Source organism: Bacillus sp. Au-Bac7, assembly GCF_021341655.1.
Lineage (GTDB): Bacteria > Bacillota > Bacilli > Bacillales > Cytobacillaceae > Niallia.
Genome location: NZ_JAJTTG010000001.1, coordinates 1310171 through 1333931 on the forward strand (window position 1 = coordinate 1310171; position 23761 = coordinate 1333931).

Below are 23761 nucleotides of genomic sequence, written 5' to 3' on the forward strand. Positions count from 1 at the left end.
ATTTATCATCCTAAAAAGGAAAGCCCTGGGTTGTTATCCCAAGGCTGTTCCTTATAATTTATTCGTATGTATCAAATCAATCATTCCATCCTCTGAAACTACAAGAATAAGACAATTTTTATACTTAGTACTATGTAAATAGCGATATGCAGAATTATATCTTGCACCTCTTGATCGATCACCGAAACGTGTATCTGCAGTGCCATCTAGTATAACACCGATAGCATGACAATTCCCATCTGGATGAAGCAGCACCGCTCCATCAATAGCGGAAATATGTTTGATAGAGCTGAAGAAATTTTTGTTATCTGCTTTATATTCTAAGCGTATGCATTGATTCGACAGGCGGCTAGCCTCTGCTGCAGCTTGTTCTGAAATAACGAGCATCGTACCTTTTTGTTGATTTTTAGCTTGTGTACACAAATCCCAAATCGCTCGGTAATGATACCGATTCGAAAAGGCTTGATTGAAGCATGCTGCAAATTCCGCTTCTTCTAAAGGCGCTTTTGGGAATTGGGGAATGCCATAACTAACATGAAATATCTTTTTCTTTCTATTTCCTGTTTCTTCTAAATCCCAATTAGCATGACTTACAAAAGTCACAGAGTAGCCGTTTATGCGATTATTCAGCTCCTTAGTCCATTCAATGAAACCGATTATTTCCTTGCCATTAGATAGGAGATATATATTTTCTTGGGCTATCTCTAGTAATTTACGAACGCCTTTATAATTAGTGAGCGGCATTCTATCAACAAACATTACAGCACTGTTAACTATATCATTCTCCTTGCAAAAGAGGATCTTGCCGCAGCATTCAGCTCCTTCGTAGTAACTCGTCGCAATCTCATTTAACTTTTGATAGATTGCTAAATCAAATACTTCAAGAATGGATAAAAATGTATTGCTAATATATTTCTCAGCAACATTTCGGACGATGTTATTTGTGCTAATATAATGTTCCATTCCTTCATGAATAAGAGGCTTGCTCGCATATACGATAGAATCTGAAACTAATTGATGAAAAAATCCACTGTTTCTGTACTTTTTAAACTCTCCTGTTTTCATTTCCACTACTTCTATAACAACCGTATTCTCACTTTCTATGAAACTGCAGAAGATGTCTATTATTTCCGACTTTCTTTTCGCAAACAACGCAGTAAGCGTGTCGTCGATATAATCCTTAAAGAATTCTTTTACTTTATTATCAGAGGACACATCCTCCGAATAATACGAAGTGGACCGAAGCGGAAAACGATGCTTCTGATTCATTTCTATTTTATAGTTATACTCCGGGTCGAAGATAATGGCTATGTTATTTACTTGCAGCGTATTATAACTCGGCTTTTTATTTTTAGTATTAAGGGAATAATCTAATTTAAATAAACTGACAATCGGTTTGTCTTTAATCGATACTATATCAAATGTTTCTCGCATCGTGTCAGCTAACTGTTCTTGATAACTTTCCGAAAAAGAATAAGTCTCTTGGAGCGTTTGGTATTGTCTCATAAAAGCCTCCGATATTAGTGTTTTTGTGTGAGTGATAGATTACTTGATTCAAACTAAAAATAGACACAAGTTAAACTTTTGCTGCAACAACGGTAATTGGAAACTTGCCAACCATTAGAGCTTTCTCTTTTGGAAATTTTTTATGATTTCATTTTACCAGAAAAGTAAAAATATTGATACTTTTCACAATGAAGGATTTTACTGCCTTTTTTACTCTTTTAATAAGCGAGATAGATGAATGGAAACAATTAGTATAATCACAAATTTTTAACACATACTACTCTTGTACAAGAAGGCTAAATCGGCCAAGAAAGAGGGAAAACTTCCCATATGATGAAGGAAAATATCTCATTAAATCAGCTGCTTGCCCTAGTCATTTGCTTTAATTTGGGAAGCTCTGTCGTGCTTGGTATCGGTTTAAAAGGGAAGCAGGACGCTTGGATTGTTGTATTAATCTCTTGCATTATTGGGATAGCGATTGTACTAGCCTATCACTATATGCATTCGTTTTTACCAGAAAAGAACTTATATGAACTGATGGAGTATTGTTTCAAGAGACCGCTTGCTGTCTTGATTAGCTTTGTATACATCGTTTATTTTTTTTATATGGCTGCCCGTGTCATCAGAGATTTTATTGAAATGACATCGACGGTTATTCTGCCAAACACACCAATCGAAGTTCAGACATTAGCACTTATGCTGACAATTGCCTATATCCTATATTCAGGAATTGAAGTACTTGGAAGAACCACTGAAATATTCACGCCGTATTCGATTATTTTTTTCATCTTACTGGCTGTTTTTCTGTATGCAAGCAGAAATTTCTCTGTTGAAAACATAACACCTATACTCGAAGGTGGAGTTAAGCCGCTTTTGAAAGTAATATTTCCATATGAGCTTGTGCGCCCATACGGCCAAATAATTGCATTTACTTGTATATTTCCTTTGCTTGCTAACTTCAAAAAAAGCAATAATGTGTTAATCTTTGGTGTTATTATGTCAGGCTTTTTTCTGACTGTGGCGACATTAATCGTTACCCTTGCATTAGGAAGCAATATCGCATCAAGAGCGACTTTTCCGCTGTTAAGCGCAACCCGCTTAGTTGCAATTGGGGAATTTATCGAAAGAATTGATGCGATAACAGCATTTATTATCTTGCTCGGCATATTGGTGAAAAGCTCTGTGTTTATGTTTGCTGGATTAAAGGGACTAGAATATGTATGTAAAATTCCGTATCGATATTTTACTATGCCGATTATGTGCATTATTACGCTATTTACGGTATTTATTGCACGGGGAATTGCGGATCATGTCCTCGAGGGATTTCAGGTTATTCCTTATTTTCTAAACTTGCCGCTGCAATTTTTTATCCCCATAATTATATTGTTCATCCTGTTAGTAAAAAAAGCACCAAGCAAAAGGGATAAAATTCCTGCTAGCAAAAATTAACGCCTTCTCCATGTGAGAAGGCGTTAATTTTAATTATAGTTCTGCCCCGTTTGTGGAAATAACATTTTTGTACCAGTCAAACGATTTTTTCTTCTTTCTTTCCAATGTACCATTGCCATAATCGTCTTGATCTACATAGATAAAGCCGTAGCGCTTAGACATTTCAGACGTACCTGCACTGATTAAATCAATACAGCCCCAGCTAGTGTAGCCCATTACATCTACGCCATCTTTAATCGCTTCGCCCATTTGTTCAATATGAGCACGCAAGTAATCAATTCGGTAGTCATCCTGAATAGTGCCGTCTTCCTCTACTTTATCATAAGCACCCAATCCATTCTCAACAATGAACAATGGTACTTGGTAACGGTCATACATTTTCTTCAACGTAATGCGCAATCCTTTCGGATCGATTTGCCAGCCCCAATCAGATGCTTCTAAATAAGGATTTGGAATGCCGCTAAAGAAGTTACCTTTTTCTTTCATTTTATCAGGTGAACCACTTGATACCATTGTCATGTAATAGCTGAAGGACAAGAAATCAACTGGATGCTGAAGCAGAATTTCTTCATCACCTGGAAGCATTTCAATCTTGATATCATTTTCCTCGAAATAACGGTTCATATAGCTAGGATAATAACCGCGCACTTGTACGTCTGTGAAGAAAAGATTTTTTTGGTCTTCATCCAATGCTGCAAGCACATCATCTGGATTGCATGTTTCAGCATATGTTTCCATGCGGGCAAGCATACAGCCTATCTGCGCACCTGGAATGATTTCGTGACAAGCTTTAACTGCTCTTGCACTTGCCACAAATTGATGGTGAAGTGCTTGGTAAACAGCCTGTTCACGGTTTTCAACACGGTCTACGAGGATACCGCTGCCGATATACGGTGAAATTGTGGAAATATTGATCTCATTAAATGTCAGCCAGTATTTCACTTTATCTTTATAACGGTTGAAGACGGTTTCAGCATAATGCACAAAATAGTCTACTAATCTGCGGTCAGTCCAGCCATTATACTTCTGCACAAGATTCAGTGGAAGCTCATAATGAGACAATGTTACTAATGGCTCAATTCCGTATTTTTGCAGTTCATCAAACACTCTGTCATAAAATGCTAGGCCCTCTTCATTCGGTACCGTTTCATCTCCATTTGGAAAAATACGCGGCCAAGAAATCGACATACGGAATGTTTTGAAGCCCATTTCCGCAAAAAGCGCAATATCTTCCTTATAACGATGATAGAAATCAATGCCGCGGCGTTTTGGGAAGTTATCTCCGCCTTTTCCAGCAAGCAGCTCTTCTAATTCCTCTTCACTTCTTACATCCATTTCAATTTCATGATTTCTTTCTTCCTTCGGCACGAATGCTACCATATCGAAAATAGATAATCCTTTTCCGCCTTCATTATAAGCCCCTTCGAGCTGATTAGCTGCTGTTGCTCCGCCCCATAAAAATCCTTCAGGAAAATGACTTTTTTTCATATCAATGCCTCCTAGTATGTTTATAAATCTATGATACTAGTATTCCACAAGAAAAACTGGTCTGATTAAGACCAGCTTATTGGCTTTATAAAAACTATTATTCACGTCACTAAGAATTAAAGCTGATAGACCAACACCTATCTGCTGTCAACGGGGGGAACTGGTCTGAATGAGACCAGTTAATAGCGGAAAAAGAGCACATCAAACAGCCTCAGAAGTGTATAACTGCTCACGCTTGAGTTTTCTATTTTGCCACATTGGATGATTTCATCGAAAACGCCTAATTTACCAAGCTCGTCCGAAAACGTTATAAGGAGCTTTTGACCTTGTGCAGCCTTGAATTTTTCAATAAATGGAAAATAGGCAGAAAATATATTCCCTTGAATGGAAATCGTAATAATGAGGTCATCCTCGCCGAGCTCTGCTAATGCATCCATTTGTTTAAAGAAATTGGTGCCGCACTCACTCAGCTTACCTAAAAGAAGCAACTTCTTCTGCAGTTCCATCGCTTGGACTTGATATTTCTCAAAACCTAGTATGATGATTCTTTTTGATTTTTTGATACGTGTTGCAATGCGATCAATCTGCTCTAGCGGTATTTGATCAATCATGGCAAGATTTTCGTTTAATTGCTGAAACAGTTCATGTGTATGTAGTGGAGTATGATTCGTTTCGTTAAGTGATGCATCAATTGGGATATTGACACTGTTGCGCATGCTAGAAAAATTCCGGAATCCAATTCTCTTACAAAAGCGGTTAATCGTAGATGGTGCCACATGACAAGCATCTGCAGCGCTTTCGAGTGAGAAGCTTTCAATCTCATGAATATGTTCAAGAAGACCTCTTGCTACATGATAATTAATATCCTTGTTCAAGGAATTGTTGATATATGCCAACAGCGTATAAATCAGCTGCTCCATTTTTACCACCTCGAATGCAATTCTACCATACTATTCACACTTGCTGAAACTTTTGGAGTAAGCAAAACTATTATTTTCTTTTAATAAAGAAACTTCTTTGACTGCTTGCACGTAGATAGTAACAAAGACAAAAAACTTTAATATAAACGGAGTTGCATGAAATTGTTAGATTTATTGTTCAGCCTGATAATAGGTATTTTTTCCGCTTCGCCCTCTCGATCACTTTATAAAAAATACAAGCTGCTTCAAAAAGAGACAATGTATATGCAGCTTTTAAACAAATATGGAACAATGCTGCAAATGAATAGTGCTGTTCGTGCATTCATAAAAGAAACGGATGTAAACAAGATTCTAGCTGACCATGTTCAAAAGCTGCATTTTCATAGAGAACTAGAAAAAATTATTCTAGCAGAGAACTTATAGCCGTTCTCCTACATGGTCGCAATCTGTCTTTTTAAAAACGAAATGAATAAATTTGCCTCCTTTGTTGTCACCTTCGACAATAAATAGGTAGTTGATGCTGGAGGCGATATTTTATCCGCCTTTACTTCCATTAGCCTGGCTTCCTTTATTTCTTCCATAACAGTCGTGTAAGGCAGATAAGATACACCGAGTCCAATTCCTATAAATCGCTTCGTTATTTCCATTTGATTTACCATCATCGTCCTGACAGCAGGATAATTTCTTTTAATGACATGTAGCAGATCCTCCCAATATTCTGGATGATTATGCGTAATTAACCTATATTTTTTTAGCACTTCCCCTTCCTCCATTTGCTTTTGAGGAGGCGCTATAAGCATTACTTTATCTTCATGAAGGGTTTCGACATGTAGACTAGCTTGGATAGGCTTTAAACGTGATAATCCGATATCTGCTTTTAATAGGCTGATTTCTTCCCCCATTTCATAGGAGCTCACCACGCGGACAAGTACCTCAATATCCGGGTATTGGTCCATAAAGCTGCGTAAAATCGACGGCAAAATGCTTGAAGCGATTTGCGGTGCTGCTGCGATAGTCAGTTTTTTTACATAACCTTGCTTCCACGATTCAAAACTCTCCAAGCCTTGCTCATATTTATCCATCATTTCCATAGCAAGGGGCAGAAAATGATGACCAGCTGATGTGAGCGAAATACTTTTGCCGATTCTATCAAACAATTCTGTATGCAATGTTTCTTCCAATCTTTTAATATGCTTTGTGACAGCAGGCTGTGTCAAAAACAGCTCCTCTGATGCGATGCGAAAATTCTCATGCTTTGCAGCAACAATAAACGTTTTAAGCCATTTAATATCCATGTTAACCTACTCTCTAATAACTATCCGTTATTAATTCCTTCGTTTTTTGTTAATTTCCAAACAATGTTATTCCCATTATAATCTAATTACAGAAATATACATATACGAAAGAAAGGGGAAAGACGATGAACAGCATAAGTAAGCAAGACATGTGGAATGCAGGCTTATACGATGAAAAACATTCATTCGTATCAAACTACGGAGGTGATTTAGTCAGCCTCCTTGCCCCGAAAGCTGGGGAAAAAATATTGGATCTTGGCTGCGGCACAGGAGATTTGGCAAACAAGTTATCTGCGAGCAACTGTGAAGTTCTTGGCATGGATAACTCGCCGAATATGATTGCTACCGCAAAAAAGAAGTACCCTCATCTGAACTTCCTTGTAGGCGATGCGACAAACCTTCCATATACCGAGGAATTTGATGCTGTTTTTTCCAATGCGACACTTCATTGGGTTAAGCCTCCTGAGCAAGCATTAGCTTCCATTTATACAAGTTTAAAGCAAGGAGGAAGGTTTGTTGCCGAATTCGGTGGAAAAGGCAATGTGCAAAAGATTTCAGAGGCAGTTCTATCAGAAATCGCTGCTTGCGGGTTGACCTTTGACTGGGATAAGTATCCCTGGTATTTCCCGAGTATTGCTGAGTATACAACCAAAATGGAGCAAATAGGATTCCGCTGTATTTATGCACAGCATTTTGACAGGCCAACACCTTTTATTGGTGAAAACGGTCTGTATAACTGGCTGGAGATGTTTGGTGGAGCATTTTTTGCAGGAATGGCAGAGAGCACAAAAAATAAGATTATTAAAAGTGTAGAAGCTAAATTAAGAGCAGATTTATATGTGGATGGGACATGGATAGCCGACTATAAACGAATTCGAGTCATCGGTATGAAGGAATAAACAATAAATAAAAAACAGAATGCTGTTATTAAAGGCATTCTGTTTGTTTAGTTTATAAGCCATTAGCAAGCAATTCGTCCAGACGGCAGAATTGGGATTCCATGCCTTGGACAACACCCATTTCCAACACTTGCATCAGCGCTTCCTCTGAAGCAAAGCCGCTCTTAATTTCAAGAAGTGTTTGCTGGCTTTCTTCCTTGAAAAAGACGCTGATCTGCATTTCCGGCATGTCAGGAGCAACATTTCCGTCCTTATCTGAGAACGCATCTGTATAGAGTATGACTTCTGGTGCAACCATTTTCTTATACACTGCAAGTCCCCAAGATTCCTGCCCAAAAAAATCTCCCTGATTTTCATCTGTACAAGTCATGCAATAATGCCATACGCCATTTTGCTTGAATTCAAAGCTTGTATTTTTAGTTTTCCAGCCCTCTGGTCCCCACCAAGCCTCTATCAGTGCTGAGTCGGAATAGGCCTTAAAAACCGCTGCTCTAGGTGCCTTAAACTTTCTCTCTATTACAAGATTATTACCTTCCGTGTAATAGACTATATGCTCAAAAGTTTGCTTTTCAGACATAACATACCTCCAAATATTTGATCCTGTTTTTCTAGCAGCAAAGATAAGTTTCCTATCGTTTACATTCTAGCAATACTCATTGAAATCCTGCTGTGTCACACGATGAACTTAGTATGCGGCACGAGGGTTGAACAGGAGCTGTGTACGGATAACCATTCAACTGTGATTCTTTATGTTAAGGCATCTTCGGCACAAGGATGAACACTACAAACTTCTTCATATAGATGAGTGCCCCTCTCTGCTGATAAATGGATCATCACTTTGTTCCTGCTTTTTCACATACTCAAGTGTCTTCTATATTCGGCGCTTTATTTATGAGGCTTGCAGTAAATGACTGCTGCTCCTCTTCGCCCTTCTTCATACTCTTCCCTGTCGAACAACTTGCACCTGACAGTCTGACTGCAAAGGCAAGTGGCTCAATAAAAATGAATGATAAATATAAAAATAAAGAAAAAAGCAGTGATGTTAAGCAGCAAATGCTGAAAACTCTAACCCTTTTGTTGTTTTTTAAGGTTCAAGAACGCTTTCAAACAAGGCTTATTTGTATTGTTGTCTTAAAAATATGCGTTTGCACTGATTAATTCGCGGATACAGCTTGGTCTCGTTTTTATATACTGTACTATACGGCAAGGGGGTGAGGGAGTTGGCAGGGAAATTCAATATAAAAGATCAATTCGATTTAAAGTTTAATGTAAATGGAAAAGAAGTTTCAAATGAAGAAAGAGCAGCATATGTGGAGCAGTTCATGAACAAGATGACAGAAGAAATGGGCGGCTTGGCAAAAAAGCTCAGCAGCAAGGTCACAGACACTGTTGCGAATAAAAGTGTGGATGCGATAAAGGAAAAAGCAGTCAATACACTAAATATTAATTCCATTAAAGACTTGCTGAATGAGGATAACCTCAGCAAGCTGAAAGAAAAGCTACCTGTCATTGACGCTTCAAATGAGGAAGGAAATTTAAAAGTAAATGTAAATGGAAAATCACTTTTCTCATTAGACCTTTCTAATTTCATAAAGAAATAACAAAAAAAGAAATGTTGCTTGAAAGGAGGTGAAATCATATGTTGTCTGGATGCACATCTGATTCTCACAAAAGAAGCCGTTCTGGCTCTGGTAACGGTACAGAACTTCGTGCATTTACAAACGCTACTCAAGGTAACGGTAACCTAGCTAACCAATTTTCTGCTGCTGGTGCTGCTGGAGGAGCTGCTGTAGGTGTAAACTTGTTGAACTTCTTCATTGGCGGAATTCTTGTAAATGCAAACAGTGCTGGTGATGCTACTGCTGTTTCTTTCAACGAGAACAACCCTGAACAGGTGAACGAAGCTTAATACTAATCAAAATTTCCGGGCAGCATTTCCGTGATTGATTCGTCAATTATGGGCATGACTGCCCTTCTTATCTTATATATATTACATAAACGAAAGGAAGTGGGAACATGGCGGAAAAGAACATTGGCTTAACGAAGGAAAAGCTGCAGGAATTAGGCGTGCCAGAGGAGCTTGTTGACAAAATCCTTGAATCAGGAGCACCTTCTGTCAACACACACGCAGAAGGAGGAAATGGGGGCAGTGCAGTCAGTTTAACCTATGTGGACAATTATTCGAGCTTAATGCTTGTTTACACCTTTCTTTTAAATACTATTCAGCAAAGTAACAATCGAGACAGAGAAACAAGACAGCTAAACAAATCCTTGCTGACTACTCTCGAGACTGCAATGAAGGAACAGCAGGAATACAGGAAAGCGTTCCTGCAAGCAATCAACATTCTTAATAATAAATAACTGTAAAAGATAAAAAGCCAACAACATGGAAGTGACCCCTAAAAGTTAGGTACGGTTATTTCATCAGACAGCTTGCTCAAAATGAGTTCGGTATTGTACCGGACTCATTTTGAATTTGCCTTATCCGTTTGGCATTATACTATTCCATATATTTTTCAAGGTTCTTATTTAAGATGTTCTACATATTCGAATTCCTTATATTAAAGGAATTCTGATTTCATCATCCCGAAGAAATTCTCCATCACTGAGCTATCGTAACAGTTTCCTTTATGAGACATACTTTGTTTCATTCCTCTTTTTTGGAGGGCATGATGATATTGTTTTCATCTGGTAATGCCAGCCTTGATCTGATTTGCTCTTCTGGTGAACGTTCAAGGGCTTTCTCTAACATCTCCGAAACAAGTGAATAGGTTGGTTTTTTTACGGATGGATGCCCCTTTTCTTGCGGTTCAGGGGCTTCTATATCGCCAACCTTCATTTATCTCTGCTAATTATACACCATTGTATAACTAGGGATTTTAAAAAGAATGCAGTATCCATTAGTGGCAATTACTTTCGGGTTGAAGCCTTGGACAATATTTAATTTTATATCACTTGTATATTTAGTCATAAAAAAACTGCACCTCCAATTGTTAGACAGTGTCTACCAATTGGGGCGCAGTTCAACATTGTTGGCTTTTTAACATGCTTCTTAATGAAGCTTATTTTTGTTTGTTGTATTTATATCATCAAAGGAATCAACAACATTGTTGGCAATTGTTTTCGTCACGAGCTGCAGCATGTCATTGACAATTTTTTGTGATTCTTTAAATTCTGATACGATCGGTATCTCGTCAATTTCTGCTTGAAGTGCATCAATCTTCGCTTCTGTTTCCTTCAGTGCTGAGATTTTTCCATAATGCTGCAAATTTACTGCTTGCTTCTGCAGCTTTTTAATCTGAGCAATTCGGTCATTCACTTTACTGTTTTGGTTGATTTGTTTTTCCGCACGTATGTAAAAATCAACCTCTTCTGTTTCCTGAATCATTTTGGCAAGCTCTTCTGTCCGCTTCAATATTTCTTCTTTAGAATATTTAGCCATCTCAGTTTGCCTCTACAGCTTCGATAATCTCAATCATTTCACCATTTAATGACCAAGTTTTCGCATCTGTAATTTTAACTGATACGAGCTTGCCGATTGCTGATTTCGGACCGACAAAGTTCACAAGCTTGTTTTTGCGCGTATAGCCTGCAAGCACATCCGATTGTTTTTTGCTTTCGCCTTCTACAAGTACTTCCACGATTTGGCCTTTATAGCTCTTCATGGATTCAGCTGATTTTGCATTCACCAATGCATTCAAGCGCTGCAGACGTTCCTTTTTCACTTCCATCGGCACATTGTCCTTCATTTTGGCAGCAGGAGTTCCTTCACGCGGTGAATAAATGAACGTATAAGCAGCTTCGAAGCCAACTTCTTCATATAAAGAAAGTGTTTCTTGGAATTGCTCTTCTGTTTCATTTGGATAGCCGACGATGATATCTGTTGTTAAAGTCAAGTTTGGAATCGCTGCTTTCATTTTGCGAACAAGCTCTAAATACTGCTCTCTCGTATATTTTCGAGCCATGATTTTCAATACATCAGAAGAACCTGATTGTACTGGCAAATGAATATGCTCAACCATATTGCCGCCTTTAGCCAAAACTTCAATCAAATGGTCATCAAAGTCGCGCGGATGGCTTGTTGTAAAACGAATGCGCGGAATATCGATTTTGCTGATTTCATCCATCAAGTCACCTAGACGGTAGTTCATATCTGTAAAGTCTTTACCATATGCATTAACGTTCTGTCCTAGGAGTGTGATTTCCTTATAGCCTTGTGCTGCCAACTGACGGACTTCGTGAATAATATCCTCAGGACGTCGGCTTCTTTCCTTGCCTCGAGTATAAGGCACAATACAGTATGTACAGAACTTATCACAGCCGTACATAATATTAACCCATGCTTTAATCTGTCCATTACGTACTTTCGGAAGGTTTTCAATAACATCCCCTTCCTTCGACCATACTTCTACGACCATTTCCTTGGACATATAAGCTTCATGAAGGATGTTTGGCAAACGGTGAATATTATGAGTTCCAAAGATAATATCAACTTGGTTATATGTTTTTAAAATTTTATTAACGACAGATTCCTCTTGAGACATACAGCCGCAAACGCCAAGTAGGAGATCAGGCTTCTCTGTTTTCAGAGACTTAAGATGACCAAGCTCACCGAACACTTTATTTTCTGCATTTTCACGAATTGCACATGTGTTCAGCAGGATGACATTCGCATCCTCTACTGTATTCGTCGGCTCATAGCCTAAACTTAAGAAAATACCTGCCATTACTTCTGTATCATGTTCGTTCATCTGGCAGCCGAATGTGCGGATATAAAACTTCCGTCCTTCTCCCATACCGCGGAATTGTTCAGAAATCACAAAGTCATTTTCATAACGGATTTCTTCCTTTCCTCTGCGCTTTGCATCCCTTAAGGATGGAGGTGTATAGACAGTTTCAAAATATTTGCTGTAGTCTTTTTCAGGTTTTTTAACCGTTGAAGTAACAGTATCCAATTTTTGAGTTTCTAAACGCTGTTTTTCGTTCATTTAACATACTCCTCTCTTATCGATGAGATGTCATTATCATCCATAAGCTTTTGTTGAAAAATTTCCCATTAACGCATTCATATGCTAGTTTTGACAAGTTTACATTATATTAGTATAAGCCTTTCAAGCTATGAACACAATAGGAAGGTTCTTAGAGCATACTGGATGAACGAATGTTGGCTACTCGTGTGGATACCGTTTTTTCATGTTCTGAAACAGAAACTTTTCTGTCTGACTGGTAGTATAGTATTTTAACAGTTCATTGATTAGATTTTCATAGCCATAAATGGACTCGAGGCCGCACACAAATGAGTCTGTGCCATCAAAATCGGAGCCGAATCCCACATGATCCTCGCCCCCTAATGAACAAATATAATCTACATGCCGAATCACATCTGTTAGCGCCGCAGAGTCTGTTCCGCTCAAAAAAGGTGGAACAAATGTGATGCCGATAACACTGTTCACATCAATCAGCGCTTTTATTTGATCATCTCGCAAGTTTCTTGGATGAGGACATAATGTGTACGCGTTCGAATGAGAAGCGAATGGGTAGTCTGCCACTTCCAGTGTATCCCAAAAGCCTCTTTCTGAAAGATGGGAGACATCGCACCAGACTTTCTGACTATTAAGCTCTTTCACTACTTCTTTGCCAAAGACAGTCAGCCCAGCCCCTCTTGGCTCCATCGCTCCATCGGCTACAGCGTTGGCGTGATTCCAAGTCAGTCCAACAGAGGTAACGCCAAGACGCAGCAAGGTTTTAAGCTTAACTAAATCCTCCCCGATTGCTTCACACCCTTCTAATGTTAAGACAATACCGATTTCATCCGGCAATAGGGAATCAATATTCTGCTGGCTTTTAATTAGCTTTAAAAGCGGATTCGGTTTTAAGATTTGTTCATAAAAGATATCAACCATTCTCAAGGCTGCATCAAAGCGCACATCAGGATGCACGGATTCAGGCAGATAAATCGCAAAGCATTGAACCTTTGCTCCGCTGCTGCGTAATCCCTTATAGGTAACTTGCAGTTTGTTGCTTTCATGAAAGTGAATCTTCTGGTCTAAAAACATTTTAAACAACACATCACAATGTCCATCAAAAAAAGGCAATGCTGCCATCTTCTCACCTCGTGAAATCATAATTAACTATATAATTCTGCTTTAATCCAAAAGCGCCTACTTGCTAAAAAAAGAACCTGTATGGCTAATCATACAGGTTCAGTCCCTTATTCCTCTGCCAGCTATTTACTATGTAAAAGAGCAGTGTTAACAGGGTTATGGTTTGTTCATTTGCCTATTTTTCGCCTGTTTATCTAGGCTCTACAATGAGCTTGATGGCTGTTCGTTCCTCACCGTCAATAACGATATCAGTGAAGGCTGGGATACAAATTAAATCCACTCCGCTAGGTGCTACAAACCCTCTTGCGATAGCAACTGCTTTAACAGCTTGATTCAATGCACCTGCACCAATAGCTTGGATTTCTGCTCCGCCTCTTTCACGCAGAACACCTGCAAGCGCACCAGCTACAGAATTGGGACTAGACTTTGCTGAAACCTTTAATATCTCCATTTCTAGCTCCTCCTTGTTAACCCCCCCGCATGTTCAGCATATTAATAGAACACATCAGGATATATATCATTCCATTGCTACTATATTCTGCTTTTAAAACACTTATTCCAGCTTGGACAAAAATTTAGGAAAAATAATCCTAAATTGCGTAAATCACTGTATAACAAAATAAAAAAACCGAAACTTTACGTTTCGGTTTCCACTTTATTAAGAGAAGAATGGATGATCTTCATTAATAAGGATTCGGTTGATTTTTTTCGCTTTGCCGGTTTTTTTGTCCACCTCGATCAGACATGCACTCAAAGTCGCTCTTCCTGCTTTTGGCGGCTCAAAGCGTGTCGGCAAGTTTGTCAAAAATCTGTTAATGACAGCTGACCGTTCCATTCCTAATATGCCGTCATATGGGCCTGTCATGCCGACATCTGCCATAAATGCTGTTCCTTGCGGAAGGATGCGGTTATCAGCTGTTTGTACATGGGTATGTGTTCCGATAACTGCTGTAACCCTGCCATCTAAGTACCAGCCCATTGCCTGCTTTTCACTTGTTGCCTCTCCATGAAAATCAACAAAGATAATATCTGTTCGTTTTTTCGCTTCAGCAAGCAGTTCATCTGCTTTTACAAATGGATCATCACTTGGATTCATGAAGGTTCTTCCTTGCAGATTGATGACAGCTACTTCTATATCATTGATTTTGACAAAAACCATGCCTTTGCCAGGATTATTCTCCGAAAAATTGGCTGGTCTCACCAAATATTTGGCTTCATCAATAAAATCAAAAATCTCCCGATTATCCCAAGTATGATTACCTAAAGTCACCGCTTGAGCTCCAACCTCTAAAAAGCCGCGGTAAATTTTTTCTGTAATCCCTTTGCCGCCAGCAGCATTTTCACCATTAATAATCGTCAATTGAGGGCGGTATTTTTCCTTCAGCTTCGGCACATATTCTTTAATCATGTCCCTTCCCATCGATCCGACCACATCGCCTATAAATAAAATATGCATAATATAAATCCTTTCTATGAAGCCCTGCCAAATATGGCAGCTTCCTATCCAAACTAGGTTCTCTTTAGTTTAACATACATTCATTCTTTTTCTCTTATACAGCTTTTCAAAATAAAAACGGTGCACATGGCACCGTTTTTTTATTTTGCGTATTCAACAGCTCTTGTTTCACGTATAACTGTAACCTTGATATGTCCTGGATAATCCAGCTCTTCTTCGATCTTTTTGCGGATATCACGTGCTAATCGATGTGATTCCAAATCGTCAATCAAGTCAGGTTTAACCATTATTCGTATTTCACGGCCTGCTTGAATAGCAAACGACTTCTCAACACCATCATATGATTCAGAGATTTCTTCTAATTTTTCGAGACGGCGAATATAATTCTCTAGTGTCTCTCTGCGGGCACCAGGTCTTGCAGCTGAAAGTGCATCAGCAGCAGCAACAAGTACCGCAATAATAGAAGTAGGCTCTGTATCGCCATGATGGGAAGCAATGCTATTAATAACCACAGGATGTTCTTTATACTTGGTGGCAAGTTCTACCCCAATTTCAACATGGCTTCCTTCGACTTCATGGTCAATAGCTTTTCCGATGTCATGGAGCAATCCTGCTCTTCTCGCAAGTGTTTCATCTTCCCCAAGTTCCGCAGCAAGTATACCTGAAAGCTGTGCAACCTCTATACTGTGTTTCAGCACATTTTGGCCGTAGCTTGTTCTGAATTTTAAACGGCCGAGAATTTTGATCAAGTCAGGGTGAAGTGCATGTACACCAACTTCAAATGTTGTCTGTTCACCGATTTCACGGATATGTTCATCAACTTCACGTCTTGCCTTATCGACCATTTCCTCAATGCGAGCTGGATGGATGCGGCCATCCTGCACAAGCTTATCAAGTGCCAGTCTTGCTGTTTCCCTTCTGATAGGGTCAAAACCTGAAAGAATGACAGCTTCTGGTGTGTCATCAATAATTAAATCAATTCCAGTAAGTGTCTCAAGCGTACGAATGTTGCGCCCTTCTCTACCGATGATTCGGCCTTTCATCTCATCATTAGGCAAGTTAACCACGGATACAGTTGTTTCGGCAACATGATCTGCGGCACATCTTTGGATAGCAAGCGACAGAACTTCTTTCGCTTTCTTGTCTGCTTCCTCTTTTGCTCTTGTATCGCTTTCTTTAATCATTATAGCGATATCATGGGCGATATCTTGCTCTGTTTTGTCTAAAATGATGGATTTTGCCTCTTCGCGAGTTAAACCGGAAATGCGCTCTAGTTCAGTTTGCTGCTTGCGAACCATCTCATCCACTTTGCTCTCCATCTCTTCCATATGCTGTTGTCTTTTATTAAGAGAATCGTCCCTCTTTTCTAAAATTGTTTCCCGTTTATCAAGCGCCTCTCCCTTACGGTCAAGGTTTTCTTCTTTTTGCAATAAACGATTTTCTTGTTTTTGTAGTTCATTTCTTCGATCACGAACTTCTAGTTCTGCTTCACTGCGAAGCTTGTGAATCTCATCCTTTGCTTCTAACAAAGCTTCTTTTTTCAATGCTTCTGCTTCACGTTTTGCAGTTTCAATCATTTGTTCAGCAGTCATTGTCGCATTAGCAATTTTTGCATTAGCATTGGACTTACGAATAAAATATACAACAAAGCCAACAACGGCAATTACGATTAGGCCAAGCAAAATGGAGATGATAATTGTATTGGTTTCCATCATTTCACCTCCTCTTGCTATTAAATTGTGTTGTTACGATTTTAAAAGTATTGGCTTATAGTTCTTTTTAAAGCGAAAATACTGCCCTAGCACATAGTTTCTAGGTTTTTCATACTCATAAAAATGTAAAATATACAATATAATTGTATAGTTGTGCCAATTCATTGTCAAGAGCTTGAATTAGGAGGATAGACACTAATTTAAGGGGTTTCATCTTATTCGCCTATGCATAATCTAGCATTTACTGGCAAATTATACATCTTTCTCTCTTCTTGTAAAAAACTGTTGCGAAACGAATAGATTCTAATTCCCAACCCTCAGATAAAATCGATTCGTATTACTAGTATAGACAGGAAAAAAATACCTAAACAGCACCTTTAGCTGTTTTTCAAATAACGAAAAAAGGATAGCAGTCTAGTGACCGCTATCCTATCCTTTACGTTAGTCTACTAATTCAAAAGACTCTTGGTCTTCTTCATCTTGTCCTGGTTTTAAGACAACTTCGTTATCCAAACCGTAGTGGTCACGAATCTTCTTCTGAATTTCAAGAAGAATATCTTTGTTTTCTTTAAGGAAAAGCTTCGCATTTTCACGGCCTTGGCCTAAACGCTCATCATTATAAGAATACCAAGATCCGCTCTTTTGAACAATATCCAGCTCAGAACCAAGATCAATTGTCTCGCCTTCTTTGGATATACCTTCTCCATACATGATGTCGACTTCCGCAACTCGGAACGGCGGTGCTACTTTATTTTTCACAACTTTGATTTTCGTTTTATTTCCGACTATATCCGTACCTTGTTTAAGTGTTTCAGCACGGCGAACTTCTAAGCGAACAGTTGAATAGAATTTCAATGCGCGGCCACCTGGTGTCGTTTCAGGGTTTCCGAACATAACGCCGACTTTTTCACGAATCTGGTTAATGAAAATCGCGATTGTTTTCGATTTGTTGATTGCACCTGAAAGCTTACGAAGCGCTTGTGACATCAAGCGAGCTTGCAAACCAACATGGGAATCACCCATCTCCCCTTCAATTTCCGCTTTAGGTACAAGTGCTGCAACGGAATCAATAACAAGGATATCAACGGCACCACTTCTTACCAATGCTTCCGCGATTTCAAGCGCTTGTTCTCCCGTATCCGGCTGAGAAAGAAGCAGCTCATCAATGTTTACACCGAGCTTTTGTGCGTAAACAGGGTCTAACGCATGCTCTGCATCGATAAATGCAGCTTGTCCACCAGTTGCTTGAACTTCTGCAATTGCATGTAGAGCAACAGTCGTTTTACCTGAGCTTTCAGGACCATAGGTTTCAATAATACGGCCTCGTGGATATCCGCCAACCCCAAGTGCTGCATCCAATGCTAATGAACCGCTCGGAATAGTGGAGACAACCCGGTCTGTCTGTTCTCCTAATTTCATGATACTACCTTTACCAAATTGTTTCTCTATTTGTTTTAATGCCATTTCTAAAGCAGCTTGACGATCGCTCAAAAAATTCTCCTCCTTTAATATATAAAAATGAATCATTTCCCATTCGGCAGATTCATTTGGTGTTCAAGAATATATATTAAATATACTCTTTTTCTCCGAGTTTGTACAGCAAAAAGTAGAACATTCATTCGTTTTTTTAAAAATGCTGCACCATAACTAAGAAACGAGCCAGGAGTGCTAATTACAGCTTCTTCAATTCTTTAAGCAGGAAAAATTGTCCGTATTTTGACGATCTGCTTCTGTTTGCCGAACGTCCTCCTCCAAGAAGAAGCTTTTCTGAAATAGTCGGTTTTCCTTTCACAGCAATTCCGATATAAACAGTTCCAACCGGATGCCCTTCTAACTCATCAGGACCAGCGACTCCTGTGAAGCTGATTCCGATATCTGTGCCAATCAGTTTAGCGACGTTTTCAGCCAGTTCAATTGCACACTGCTCACTTACAACACCGTGATTCTTAATAGTCTCTTCCTTAACAGAAAGAACATTTTGCTTCACTTCATTCGTATAGCAGACCACTCCACCGCCAAAAACAACGCCTGCTCCTGGGATGTTCGTCATTTCCTGCTGGAACAATCCGCCGGTGAGGCTTTCGGCCGCAGCGACAGTCAGTCCGTGTTTCTCTAATTCCTTAGAAAGCTCTTTAGCAAGAGTCGTATCATCATACCCATAGAAGAATTCGCCGACACGTTCAAAAATCTCTGTTTCAGCAGCATCAATTAAACGCTCTGCTTCCTCTTGTGAATCATGCTTGCATGTTATGCGGAGAGTGACTTCCCCTTCGCCAGCCAGCGGTGCGATTGTCGGATTTGACTGCTTATCAATCAAATCAACAATTTCTGTTTCCAGCAGCGATTCTCCTATGCCGAAAAAGCGCAGCACTCTTGAGACGATAAGCTCTTTTGTTGTCAGCTTTTCCTGCAGTGCCAAATAGCCGTATACATCGAACATTGGCTGCATTTCCTTAGGCGGACCAGGAAGGAGCATGTAGAAACGGCTGTCTTTTTCAAGGAACATTCCAGGCGCCATTCCATGATCATTTGCAAGTATGCGGGAGCCTTCCAGTACTAGCGCCTGCTTCTTGTTATTTTCTGTCATCGTGCGCTTAGAACGCACAAAGTATTGCTCGATTGAATGGAGAGCATCTTCATCAAAGACAAGCTTTTTCCCAAGATGCAAAGCGATTGTCTCCTTCGTCAAATCATCCTTTGTAGGACCAAGGCCCCCGGTAAAAATAAGAAGATCTGAACGAGACTCGGCAATCTTAATCGCATCCTCCAAGCGGGTTGAATTGTCCCCAACCGCTGTGTGATAATAAACATTTACTCCGAGATTTGCCAGTTGCTTTGAAATATATTGGGCGTTTGTGTTGGCGATTTGACCGAGCAGCAGCTCAGAACCAACAGCTATGATTTCTGCATTCATCCGTTCATTTCCCCTTTCTCTCTCCCATATATGGGTGTCTCTTTCCTTATTCCCAACTTGCCTTTAATTCAAAAGTTAATTTCTGCTGAAAATTATTTAGAATTAGCAAAAACATGCTTATTCTTAGCGAAATAGTCCCAACCAGACCAGATTGTAAAGATTAAAGCAACCCATAAAGCGATTTGATCGAATTGTAGTCCAATCAATTCAAAAATCATGTTGTGCAAAAGCAATGCGGAAATTGCGACGATTTGTGCCCATGTCTTTATTTTCCCAAGCATGTTTGCAGCGACCACTTCTCCGCCTTTTGCAAGAATAGCACGCAGCCCTGTTACAGCAAATTCTCTGCTGATAATGACAATAGTAATCCAGGCAGAAGCCATATCAAAACTTACAAGTACAATTAGAGCAGCTGATACAAGCAGTTTATCTGCCAAAGGGTCAAGAAATTTGCCCAAGTCTGTCACGAGATTATATTTTCGTGCGAAGTAGCCGTCAACCCAATCTGTTGTCGATGCCAAAATGAACAGAAGTGCGCCGACAAAATGAGTCACAGGCAATGAAACGCCAAGCAGCTCCAGTTCGCCCCAAGAAAAGTCTGCAAGCATAATGACTAAAAATACCGGAATTAACAGTATTCTTGAAATGGTTATTTTGTTAGGTAAATTCATCTTACTTCCTCCGTTTTATGTACAAAAATAGCGTTATTTCATCATTGGCCAGTCAAAGAAGACTTACGTTACGCAAAATTAGCCAAAATAGTATGAAAACATTAGTATTATACCCAATAATAATAAAAAAAGCGAAATATAGTGACCTAGCAGACTCTCTAAACATGCTGCATATTAAGAAAGAAGTCTGCAAAAAGCAAGAAAGAGCCGATTACACAGCCCTTTTTTCTTGCTAAATGGTTTTTGTTATTCACTATCCTTGACATACTTGATTGTGATGTCTTGGCGTACGGAATCTGACGGCGAAACAGCAAAATCGATTTTCTCATCATTAACATAAACCTCTGTTTGACTGCTGTTACCGATGACAAGCACCGCTTCTGTTTCCTTCGAGTAATCTACTGTCTTAGATTCTTCTCCATCTTTATCGAGAATGCCTTGGAAGAAAGAATACCCTTTGCCGTTTTGCATGTTCACCCATGTCTGTCCTGTTGAAACAAGCTTGACGCTGAACTTGTCCGCATTTTTCAATTCATATGTAGAGGCGCTTCCGCTTGTTCCGCTAACGGTAATTTCCTGCTTAGGCGTTTCCTCTTCCTCTTCTTCAGCAGGCTCATCTTCTTTAGTTGCTGTATCGGCCGCTTTTTCTTCAGAGGCATTGTCATCTTTCGCCTCGCTGTTTTCCGTATCCTTCAGCGTTTCTGACTCGCCATATTTCGCCTCTGTTGGGGCGTTTTCATTCTCTGCAGCAGAGTCACCATTGCCGCCTTTTGATATGAAATACCATGCAATGGCAGCCACACCAATAACGAGCAATGTGATAAGAATCTTCGGCAATATATCAAATACCTTTGATCCGCCTTCTGACATCGTTTGTCTTGATGTCACCCTTGAGAGCTTCTCTGGTATTTCCTCATTGCCGCTTGACGGGATTTCGCTCTTATATTCTTCAAACAAGTCATCAGCAGGCAAATTTACTGCTTCCGCATATTGTTTAATGAACGCTCTGGCATAAAAATTCCCGGGCATCATGCTGAAGTTGCCCTCTTCAATCCCGATAAGATAACGGGTTTGTATTTTTGTAATTTCTTGCAGCTCCTCAAGGCTTAAGCCTTTTGCAAGCCTTGCTTCTTTTAATCTGTTTCCTAGTTCACTCACAAATAACACCTTCCAACTTGCTAAAAATCAAATCCTTGAAACTCATTTTGTAAAAGCAGCGCATTCTTTTTGCGGACATCTAAGATGATTTCTTCATTCGGCTCATGACGAAGCTCGATAATATAATCAAAATCATCTAGTGAATATTCCGTATTATGAACAAACACATCCGGATGCTCGACCACTTTGACAGCAGGAAGGCGCATCACTTCCCTGATCAGCTGCCAATGCTTCTCGTTTATCTGCTTGCTAGAAACAACTCCATCTATAATAAAAAGATTGTTCTCACTATACTCATCTTGAATCAGTGAACTTCTGACAGTCTGTTTTAATAACGTTGAGCTGACTGGAAGCCACCTTTTGTTAGCACTGACGCTTGCTGCAACAATCGATTCTGTTTTGCCAACCCTGGGCATTCCTCTTATCCCTATTAGCCGATGTCCTTCGAGCTTAAACAGTTCTGCCATAAAATCGACCAATAGCCCCAGTTCAGTGCGGACAAACCGAAATGTTTTTTTGTCATCTGCATCTCTTTGTATGTATCTGCCATGACGCACAGCCATTTTGTCCCGAAGAGTCGGCACACGGAGCTTGAACACCTTGATCGTGTCCATCGTATAAAGGATGGATTCCAGACGCCTCACCTGCTCATCATCGGTTGTTGTCATTAAAAGGCCTCTCCGCCCATCATCGACCCCATTGATGGTAATAATATTGATGGAAAGCATACCTAGCAATGATGATATTTCCCCGAGTAGTCCAGGTCGATTTTTTTGGATTTCATATTCTAGATACCATTCCTTCTCTCTCAAAAAAATCCTCCCCAAATCTTGTTCTGTTCGTTTTTTTAACTCTATATAATAATAAAGGAAAGTTCCTAAAGATGAAAGAAAAAACCAAGCACTTTCCGATAAAATTAGAAGCATGTGCAGCTATGTATTATTTGAAGCTGTTTTTCAAAAAGGAAAAGAGGCAGCTTATCCATAAGGTGACCATAAAATGAAAAAAAGGAATAGCTTTAATTGCCTTCTTGCTTTTTACGGATCTCCCTATAGATATAGCCGCCTCGAAAAATAACCCTAATTAACGGTCAGTTCCGTTGTTTTGAACAAGCTTGACCATCATGTTCGCAATTGCATGCTGCTCTTCTTCAGAAGCAACAGACCAAAGATCAGCAAGAATTCTTTCCTGATCGTTTTTTGGTTCTACTTGGTTTGATAAGTAATCACCAATTTGGAATGCAAGATCACCAATAACGCCTTTGTTCATTCCTTCGTTTTGTGCATGATTAAGGCGGTCACCTAAAAAGTCTTTCCATTGATCCCAGTTTTGCAATATAGACATAGAGGTACTCCTTTCCATTCTGTAAGTTGTATTACATAGTTATTTTGGATTGTTCAACCGAATTATATGCATAACAACTTAGGAAAAAATCTTTTACACATGCCAGCCGCCATTTGGTGATAATACTTGTCCTGTTAAATAAGAGGAGTCGCCAGACAGCAAAAATAAAACGCTTTGTGCGACTTCCTCTGCCTTTCCAAGCCTGCCCATCGGAATTTCCTCTGCCATCCATTCCTTTTCTTCAGCTGTAAACATGCCGAGCATCTTTGTATCGATAGCACCAGGTGCCACAGCATTAACGCGAATACCATTTCTGGCAACTTCCTTGCTCAATGCCTTAACGAAGGATAGTTGGGCACCCTTTACAGTGGAATAAGCAACCTCCATCGATGCACCGATCTGTCCCCAAATCGAAGATATAGCGACAATATTGCCAGCTTGCTTTTGTGTCATTTTCGGCAAAAGCTCCCTTGTGACAGATATTAAGGAAGCGACATGTAGATTCCATAGCTGGTCCATTATTTCATCAGTCGTATCCGCCAACATTCCGTAAACACTCACTCCGCTGGCATACACGATACCATCAAGGGAAAAAATCGAATTTATCACTTGTTTATATCCATCCCGTTTGCTTAAGTCAGCTTTTATTGCTATATAATCTTGACCAAATGGCGCTATCTCTTCAAGTAGTTTTCGGATAGCCTCCTCATTCTGGTTATAATGCAAATACAAGGAATACCCCTTGCTTGCTAGCAATTTTGCAATGGCTGTGCCAATTTCCCCTGTTGCTCCTGTAATTAAAATATGTTTCCCCATTTTGTTCACTCCGTCATTTCTAATGTGTA

25 protein-coding genes and 1 pseudogene are annotated in these 23761 nt (G+C 39.6%); 6 read left to right on the plus strand and 20 right to left on the minus strand.

The features are described 5' to 3' along the window. Nucleotides 1–51: 51 nt before the first annotated feature. The gene (locus LXM54_RS06875; protein WP_233314316.1) at nt 52–1506 is read right to left on the minus strand and encodes a diadenylate cyclase; all 1455 of its coding nucleotides are present in this window, start codon (nt 1504–1506) and stop codon (nt 52–54) included. 330 nt (nt 1507–1836) lie between these two features. On the opposite strand from LXM54_RS06875, the gene LXM54_RS06880 reads away from it, so the two are divergent. Then, complete coding sequence (locus LXM54_RS06880; protein WP_233314317.1) at nt 1837–2955, plus strand: GerAB/ArcD/ProY family transporter; 1119 nt, start codon at nt 1837–1839, stop codon at nt 2953–2955. A 33-nt stretch (nt 2956–2988) separates the two neighbouring features. Here the strand turns inward: LXM54_RS06880 and LXM54_RS06885 are convergent, their stop codons facing one another. Continuing rightward, on the minus strand, nt 2989–4443 hold the full coding sequence (locus LXM54_RS06885; RefSeq protein WP_233314318.1) for a glycoside hydrolase family 1 protein: 1455 nt from the start codon (nt 4441–4443) through the stop codon (nt 2989–2991). 179 nt (nt 4444–4622) lie between these two features. Next, nucleotides 4623–5363, minus strand: a complete 741-nt coding sequence (locus tag LXM54_RS06890; protein WP_233314319.1) for a MurR/RpiR family transcriptional regulator — start codon at nt 5361–5363, stop codon at nt 4623–4625. A 162-nt stretch (nt 5364–5525) separates the two neighbouring features. Between LXM54_RS06890 and LXM54_RS06895 the strand changes: the two genes are divergently transcribed. After that, complete coding sequence (locus LXM54_RS06895) at nt 5526–5786, plus strand: hypothetical protein (RefSeq protein ID WP_233314320.1); 261 nt, start codon at nt 5526–5528, stop codon at nt 5784–5786. Nucleotides 5787–5794: 8 nt separating this feature from the next. Here LXM54_RS06895 and LXM54_RS06900 read toward each other — a convergent pair whose 3' ends face one another. Next, nucleotides 5795–6658, minus strand: coding sequence for a LysR family transcriptional regulator (locus LXM54_RS06900; protein WP_233314321.1), 864 nt, complete (start codon nt 6656–6658; stop codon nt 5795–5797). A gap of 125 nt (nt 6659–6783) precedes the next feature. Here LXM54_RS06900 and LXM54_RS06905 point away from each other — a divergent pair, with 125 nt between their 5' ends. Beyond that, nucleotides 6784–7557: a class I SAM-dependent methyltransferase gene (locus tag LXM54_RS06905; RefSeq protein ID WP_233314322.1), complete on the plus strand. Its 774-nt coding sequence runs from the start codon at nt 6784–6786 to the stop codon at nt 7555–7557. A gap of 52 nt (nt 7558–7609) precedes the next feature. Here the strand turns inward: LXM54_RS06905 and LXM54_RS06910 are convergent, their stop codons facing one another. After that, nucleotides 7610–8134: an SRPBCC family protein gene (locus tag LXM54_RS06910; RefSeq protein ID WP_233314323.1), complete on the minus strand. Its 525-nt coding sequence runs from the start codon at nt 8132–8134 to the stop codon at nt 7610–7612. Between the two features lie 643 nt (nt 8135–8777). On the opposite strand from LXM54_RS06910, the gene LXM54_RS06915 reads away from it, so the two are divergent. The 3 genes from LXM54_RS06915 to LXM54_RS06925 all read left to right on the plus strand — a co-directional run bounded on the left by LXM54_RS06915 (nt 8778) and on the right by LXM54_RS06925 (nt 9918). Then, nucleotides 8778–9158 carry a hypothetical protein gene (locus LXM54_RS06915; RefSeq protein WP_233314324.1) on the plus strand — a complete coding sequence of 127 codons (381 nt, stop codon included), beginning with the start codon at nt 8778–8780 and terminating at the stop codon, nt 9156–9158. Nucleotides 9159–9196: 38 nt separating this feature from the next. After that, on the plus strand, nt 9197–9466 hold the full coding sequence (locus LXM54_RS06920; RefSeq protein WP_185766892.1) for a hypothetical protein: 270 nt from the start codon (nt 9197–9199) through the stop codon (nt 9464–9466). 107 nt (nt 9467–9573) lie between these two features. Continuing rightward, nucleotides 9574–9918: a hypothetical protein gene (locus LXM54_RS06925; protein WP_233314325.1), complete on the plus strand. Its 345-nt coding sequence runs from the start codon at nt 9574–9576 to the stop codon at nt 9916–9918. Between the two features lie 63 nt (nt 9919–9981). Here LXM54_RS06925 and LXM54_RS06930 read toward each other — a convergent pair. From LXM54_RS06930 to ymfI, 15 genes and pseudogenes are all read right to left on the minus strand, one after another. After that, a pseudogene (locus LXM54_RS06930) lies at nt 9982–10336 on the minus strand (IS3 family transposase); the annotation flags it as partial. Between the two features lie 69 nt (nt 10337–10405). Continuing rightward, entirely contained in the window at nt 10406–10528 is a 123-nt protein-coding gene (locus LXM54_RS27920; protein WP_267913295.1) for a hypothetical protein, read from the minus strand. A gap of 81 nt (nt 10529–10609) precedes the next feature. Continuing rightward, on the minus strand, nt 10610–10999 hold the full coding sequence (locus tag LXM54_RS06935) for a RicAFT regulatory complex protein RicA family protein (protein WP_233314326.1): 390 nt from the start codon (nt 10997–10999) through the stop codon (nt 10610–10612). A gap of 1 nt (nt 11000) precedes the next feature. Continuing rightward, the gene (miaB, locus tag LXM54_RS06940) at nt 11001–12545 is read right to left on the minus strand and encodes a tRNA (N6-isopentenyl adenosine(37)-C2)-methylthiotransferase MiaB (RefSeq protein ID WP_233314327.1); all 1545 of its coding nucleotides are present in this window, start codon (nt 12543–12545) and stop codon (nt 11001–11003) included. 180 nt (nt 12546–12725) lie between these two features. Beyond that, nucleotides 12726–13661, minus strand: coding sequence for a dipeptidase (locus LXM54_RS06945; protein ID WP_233314328.1), 936 nt, complete (start codon nt 13659–13661; stop codon nt 12726–12728). A 190-nt stretch (nt 13662–13851) separates the two neighbouring features. Then, the gene (gene spoVS, locus LXM54_RS06950) at nt 13852–14112 is read right to left on the minus strand and encodes a stage V sporulation protein SpoVS (protein WP_016201204.1); all 261 of its coding nucleotides are present in this window, start codon (nt 14110–14112) and stop codon (nt 13852–13854) included. Between the two features lie 207 nt (nt 14113–14319). Then, nucleotides 14320–15117, minus strand: a complete 798-nt coding sequence (locus LXM54_RS06955; RefSeq protein WP_233314329.1) for a TIGR00282 family metallophosphoesterase — start codon at nt 15115–15117, stop codon at nt 14320–14322. A 140-nt stretch (nt 15118–15257) separates the two neighbouring features. After that, entirely contained in the window at nt 15258–16829 is a 1572-nt protein-coding gene (gene rny, locus LXM54_RS06960) for a ribonuclease Y (protein ID WP_233314778.1), read from the minus strand. A gap of 441 nt (nt 16830–17270) precedes the next feature. Further along, nucleotides 17271–18320: a recombinase RecA gene (gene recA, locus LXM54_RS06965; RefSeq protein WP_233314330.1), complete on the minus strand. Its 1050-nt coding sequence runs from the start codon at nt 18318–18320 to the stop codon at nt 17271–17273. A 181-nt stretch (nt 18321–18501) separates the two neighbouring features. Beyond that, complete coding sequence (locus LXM54_RS06970) at nt 18502–19743, minus strand: competence/damage-inducible protein A (RefSeq protein ID WP_233314331.1); 1242 nt, start codon at nt 19741–19743, stop codon at nt 18502–18504. 92 nt (nt 19744–19835) lie between these two features. Further along, nucleotides 19836–20414: a CDP-diacylglycerol--glycerol-3-phosphate 3-phosphatidyltransferase gene (gene pgsA, locus LXM54_RS06975; RefSeq protein ID WP_233314332.1), complete on the minus strand. Its 579-nt coding sequence runs from the start codon at nt 20412–20414 to the stop codon at nt 19836–19838. A 246-nt stretch (nt 20415–20660) separates the two neighbouring features. Next, nucleotides 20661–21572: a helix-turn-helix domain-containing protein gene (locus tag LXM54_RS06980; protein WP_233314333.1), complete on the minus strand. Its 912-nt coding sequence runs from the start codon at nt 21570–21572 to the stop codon at nt 20661–20663. A gap of 20 nt (nt 21573–21592) precedes the next feature. Beyond that, nucleotides 21593–22384, minus strand: coding sequence for a YmfK family protein (locus LXM54_RS06985; RefSeq protein WP_233314334.1), 792 nt, complete (start codon nt 22382–22384; stop codon nt 21593–21595). Nucleotides 22385–22655: 271 nt separating this feature from the next. Beyond that, nucleotides 22656–22916, minus strand: coding sequence for a DUF3243 domain-containing protein (locus LXM54_RS06990; RefSeq protein ID WP_233314335.1), 261 nt, complete (start codon nt 22914–22916; stop codon nt 22656–22658). A gap of 93 nt (nt 22917–23009) precedes the next feature. Next, nucleotides 23010–23732 carry an elongation factor P 5-aminopentanone reductase gene (ymfI, locus tag LXM54_RS06995; RefSeq protein ID WP_233314336.1) on the minus strand — a complete coding sequence of 241 codons (723 nt, stop codon included), beginning with the start codon at nt 23730–23732 and terminating at the stop codon, nt 23010–23012. Nucleotides 23733–23761 lie beyond the last annotated feature (29 nt).

What these genes read in the sequence shown, in the direction of transcription:
- LXM54_RS06875 (WP_233314316.1), bottom strand. Translation starts at nt 1,506, where the DNA reads ATGAGACAATACCAAACGCTCCAAGAGACTTATTCTTTTTCGGAAAGT.
- LXM54_RS06880 (WP_233314317.1), top strand. Translation starts at nt 1,837, where the DNA reads ATGATGAAGGAAAATATCTCATTAAATCAGCTGCTTGCCCTAGTCATT.
- LXM54_RS06885 (WP_233314318.1), bottom strand. Translation starts at nt 4,443, where the DNA reads ATGAAAAAAAGTCATTTTCCTGAAGGATTTTTATGGGGCGGAGCAACA.
- LXM54_RS06890 (WP_233314319.1), bottom strand. Translation starts at nt 5,363, where the DNA reads ATGGAGCAGCTGATTTATACGCTGTTGGCATATATCAACAATTCCTTG.
- LXM54_RS06900 (WP_233314321.1), bottom strand. Translation starts at nt 6,658, where the DNA reads ATGGATATTAAATGGCTTAAAACGTTTATTGTTGCTGCAAAGCATGAG.
- LXM54_RS06905 (WP_233314322.1), top strand. Translation starts at nt 6,784, where the DNA reads ATGAACAGCATAAGTAAGCAAGACATGTGGAATGCAGGCTTATACGAT.
- LXM54_RS06910 (WP_233314323.1), bottom strand. Translation starts at nt 8,134, where the DNA reads ATGTCTGAAAAGCAAACTTTTGAGCATATAGTCTATTACACGGAAGGT.
- LXM54_RS06920 (WP_185766892.1), top strand. Translation starts at nt 9,197, where the DNA reads ATGTTGTCTGGATGCACATCTGATTCTCACAAAAGAAGCCGTTCTGGC.
- LXM54_RS06925 (WP_233314325.1), top strand. Translation starts at nt 9,574, where the DNA reads ATGGCGGAAAAGAACATTGGCTTAACGAAGGAAAAGCTGCAGGAATTA.
- LXM54_RS27920 (WP_267913295.1), bottom strand. Translation starts at nt 10,528, where the DNA reads ATGACTAAATATACAAGTGATATAAAATTAAATATTGTCCAAGGCTTC.
- LXM54_RS06935 (WP_233314326.1), bottom strand. Translation starts at nt 10,999, where the DNA reads ATGGCTAAATATTCTAAAGAAGAAATATTGAAGCGGACAGAAGAGCTT.
- miaB (WP_233314327.1), bottom strand. Translation starts at nt 12,545, where the DNA reads ATGAACGAAAAACAGCGTTTAGAAACTCAAAAATTGGATACTGTTACT.
- LXM54_RS06945 (WP_233314328.1), bottom strand. Translation starts at nt 13,661, where the DNA reads ATGGCAGCATTGCCTTTTTTTGATGGACATTGTGATGTGTTGTTTAAA.
- spoVS (WP_016201204.1), bottom strand. Translation starts at nt 14,112, where the DNA reads ATGGAGATATTAAAGGTTTCAGCAAAGTCTAGTCCCAATTCTGTAGCT.
- LXM54_RS06955 (WP_233314329.1), bottom strand. Translation starts at nt 15,117, where the DNA reads ATGCATATTTTATTTATAGGCGATGTGGTCGGATCGATGGGAAGGGAC.
- rny (WP_233314778.1), bottom strand. Translation starts at nt 16,829, where the DNA reads ATGGAAACCAATACAATTATCATCTCCATTTTGCTTGGCCTAATCGTA.
- LXM54_RS06970 (WP_233314331.1), bottom strand. Translation starts at nt 19,743, where the DNA reads ATGAATGCAGAAATCATAGCTGTTGGTTCTGAGCTGCTGCTCGGTCAA.
- pgsA (WP_233314332.1), bottom strand. Translation starts at nt 20,414, where the DNA reads ATGAATTTACCTAACAAAATAACCATTTCAAGAATACTGTTAATTCCG.
- LXM54_RS06990 (WP_233314335.1), bottom strand. Translation starts at nt 22,916, where the DNA reads ATGTCTATATTGCAAAACTGGGATCAATGGAAAGACTTTTTAGGTGAC.
- ymfI (WP_233314336.1), bottom strand. Translation starts at nt 23,732, where the DNA reads ATGGGGAAACATATTTTAATTACAGGAGCAACAGGGGAAATTGGCACA.